4 protein-coding genes are annotated in these 1,851 nt (G+C 48.1%); 1 reads left to right on the forward strand and 3 read right to left on the reverse strand.

Translation table 11 applies throughout. The features are described 5' to 3' along the window. Nucleotides 1–240: DapH/DapD/GlmU-related protein (locus ACTHSP_RS20220; protein WP_440346791.1), on the forward strand; the 240-nt coding region annotated here is incomplete at its 5' end. 61 nt (nt 241–301) lie between these two features. On the opposite strand, the gene ACTHSP_RS20225 is transcribed toward ACTHSP_RS20220, so the two are convergent. The 3 genes from ACTHSP_RS20225 to ACTHSP_RS20235 all read right to left on the reverse strand — a co-directional run. After that, nucleotides 302–766 (reverse strand): four-helix bundle copper-binding protein, encoded by a 465-nt coding sequence (locus tag ACTHSP_RS20225; RefSeq protein ID WP_070632729.1) that lies wholly within the window; start codon nt 764–766, stop codon nt 302–304. 302 nt (nt 767–1,068) lie between these two features. Then, nucleotides 1,069–1,497 carry a L,D-transpeptidase gene (locus tag ACTHSP_RS20230; RefSeq protein WP_070632731.1) on the reverse strand — a complete coding sequence of 143 codons (429 nt, stop codon included), beginning with the start codon at nt 1,495–1,497 and terminating at the stop codon, nt 1,069–1,071. Nucleotides 1,498–1,505: 8 nt separating this feature from the next. Continuing rightward, nucleotides 1,506–1,851: outer membrane protein assembly factor BamE (locus ACTHSP_RS20235; RefSeq protein ID WP_440346792.1), on the reverse strand; the 346-nt coding region annotated here is incomplete at its 5' end.

Below are 1,851 nucleotides of genomic sequence, written 5' to 3' on the forward strand. Positions count from 1 at the left end.
TTCAACCCTGAAACCCGCCGCTTTGAAGGTTATACAGATATCAGCCCGATTGTGATTGAAGATGATGTTTGGATTGGTCGGCGTGCGATTATCATGGGCGGTGTTACCATCGGCAAGGGCGCGGTAATCGGTGCAGGTTCGGTGGTCACCAAAGATGTGCCGCCTTATTGCGTGGCTGCGGGCAATCCTGCAATTGTTCGGAAAAAACTGCTGGATGAGCAAGAGCTTGCAGCCGAATAGCATGAACAAAATAGCAAAATAAAAGGCCGTCTGAAATTCAGACGGCCTTTTTTAATATTGATTAAGCGGCAATTTTTTCGCATTCTTTAATGCAAGCCAAGCAAGATTCGTAGCAGGCTTTGCATTCAGCGTGGTGGCCGGCGTGTTCTTTGCAGGCGGCAGCACATTGTTTGCAGGCTTCGATGCACACTTTTGCCAAAGACGGAGTCAGGCGTGAATTTTGGGCAGCGAGGTTTTGCAATGTGCCGCACAGTGCCAACATTTGGTTAGCGCCGGCTGCGCAGTCTTTCATGGAGGTATCGCCTTCGCTCAACAGGGCGATGCAGTGTGCCAGACAGATTTGACCGGCTTCAACGCAATGTGCGGCCGCTTTGCGCGCAGCTTCATAGGCGCGCGGTGCAGAATGCGCGTGACCAGCATGACCGGCGTGGTGTGCATGGCCTGCATGGTCGTGAGCGCGGGCAAAAGAAGCGGCGGCAGTGAGGGAAACAGCAGCGGCGCTGCCGATAAATTGACGACGGTTCATAAGATAGAGTCCTTTTTGCTTTGTGAAATAATATTACGAATAATTAAGTCTATTCGATAACAAGAGGTTAACATATTCTTTGTTTGTAAACAATAAAGGCTGCCCAAACTTTTAGGCGGCCTTTCTTTTAGATTTACGCGTTAGATTGATAGAGTTTTCTTTTCCTGAATCAGCAGCTTCAACAAAGTTGCCGCGCTGTCTAAGACCATATCAATATATCCAAACATAAAAGGTTTTACTAATAAAAAGAAAAGGCCGTCTGAAAAATATTCAGACGGCCTTTATTCAAACTAAAGCCTACATCAGATGATTTCTAAAATGAAGTACTGACGCAGTTTTTCGTACACATGGCTTTGTACGTTGATACAACCATTGGTTATGATGCGGTCGGCCACATGAGGGGAGACGATGCGTTCCATGCGTCTTTCTTGTGGCTTGAGCGTCCATACCCTATGTAACGCAAACAGAAAGTCATTTTCTTCTTTGAAGCCGATAACTTCGCCACCGTAACCCGGTTTGCTGGTCATCATCGGCGTCATATTGAATTTGCCTTTCGGCGTGGTCTTGCCAATCAGTACCGGATGGCACTGACCGTCATCGGCAAAGCAAAGCTCCGCCTTAGCTGTATTGACCACAACTTTTTTGCGTTGGATATAGTCGCTGACAGCATCGGCAGCGGCCAAAGAATTCAGGCCTGCTGCCAAGGCTATACCCAATAGGATCCGTTTCAAATTTGTCCTTATTGACGGATGCGTTCAGGAGCTTCTTTAATGATCTCGCGGATGATCACTTGAGGCTCTTGTTTAGGTTTAGGTGTAGGTGCTGGAGGAGGACATACGGCATCTTTAGGGAATACTGGATTCCAGAAAAAGCTGCGTGCAAATTTGTCTTTGTCGAAGATCACTTTGTATTGGCAAGTAGTGATGCCTTCAACGCCGGAAGTGTTTTCAGGGTCAACGCCTACGCCCGGGGTGTAGAAGTGGAACAGGTAGTCCCATTCACGCACGCCCATGCCTTCGTCGTAGTGAGGACGGCCGAGGATTTTGTAGATGTCGTCTTTGGTCAGGCCAGGACGCATTTGATCC

Source organism: Neisseria sp. P0001.S005 (assembly GCF_051963715.1).

Bases quoted from the DNA above. Each gene is read 5' to 3' on its own strand.
- ACTHSP_RS20225 (WP_070632729.1), bottom strand. From the start codon at position 766: ATGAACCGTCGTCAATTTATCGGCAGCGCCGCTGCTGTTTCCCTCACT.